Source organism: Phaeodactylibacter xiamenensis (assembly GCF_000759025.1).
Taxonomy (GTDB): domain Bacteria; phylum Bacteroidota; class Bacteroidia; order Chitinophagales; family Saprospiraceae; genus Phaeodactylibacter; species Phaeodactylibacter xiamenensis.
Genome location: NZ_JPOS01000125.1, coordinates 1 through 983 on the forward strand (window position 1 = coordinate 1; position 983 = coordinate 983).

A 983-nucleotide genomic window follows, 5' to 3' on the forward strand; every position below is an offset into this window, starting at 1 on the left:
TTTAGAATCCCAGCCTGCGCGTAGCCGGGCCGTTCCATGCTATTAAGAAAAAAGGAACTTATCAGCATCCAAAGAAAGTTAGAAAATAGTCTAACAAATTGAACATGAAGATATCGGAAAATACAATTGAACATTTAAAATTAGTAATAACAGGAGATTCAGAGTTTACTCCTTATTTAAGCGGTCCAAATTTGGTTAAACTATTCAATAGGTACGGATACAATCTTACTTATGGTCAAGGATTTCCTTCGAGACATATTTTTGCAGAAGATAGGTTAAGAGAAATGAATGATACAGATCAGTTGAAACCTCTAATTGAAGAAATCTTGGATGTACGAAACTTTATTGGACAAGAGGACAAATTGGATTCTGCAATAAATCACGTAAATAGTTTTTTGAGATTTGATGGATACAAACTAAAAAAGAACGGAGAATTCTATAAGGTATATGACGATACAGGAAGTTTGGTAGAAGCAGAAACTATCGAAACTTTAAGCCACGAATTCGTGAATGAACAAATTGGAAAGTGTAATGATAAAATTACCTCAGGAGATTACAATGGAGCAATAACAAATGCTCGGTCATTAACAGAAGCCGTATTTATAGAATTAGTAGAAGAATTGACAGGTAAAGAAATGAATTATAAAGGAGACTTGACTCAATTGTATAAATCTGTAAAGAAGGAACTAAAACTGAATATAGATAAAGACCAAATGCCAGATTCTATTATTCAGATTCTTTCGGGACTAAATTCAATCGTAAATGGATTAGCAGGAGTAAGTAATATTTATGGTGACAGACATGCAACAAAATTAAAACCATCAAAACACCATGCTAAATTAGCAGTAAATTGTGCAATATCAATTTGTGACTTTGTAATAGATTCGAAAGAATATCAATCAAATAAAGAAAAATAGAAACAGCATGGAACACAGTGCAGCCGACAATACTCCGCTACGCTGCGTACTGCGGCTGCACAACCC

1 protein-coding gene is annotated in these 983 nt (G+C 33.8%); it reads left to right on the plus strand.

Annotated elements, in window-relative coordinates; translation table 11 throughout:
- Positions 1–104: 104 nt before the first annotated feature.
- The gene (locus IX84_RS30105; RefSeq protein WP_044230290.1) at positions 105–917 is read left to right on the plus strand and encodes an abortive infection family protein; all 813 of its coding nucleotides are present in this window, start codon (positions 105–107) and stop codon (positions 915–917) included.
- The last annotated feature ends 66 nt before the right edge of the window (positions 918–983 follow it).

Coding starts and splice junctions, on each gene's coding strand:
- IX84_RS30105 (WP_044230290.1), top strand. CDS start 105: ATGAAGATATCGGAAAATACAATTGAACATTTAAAATTAGTAATAACA.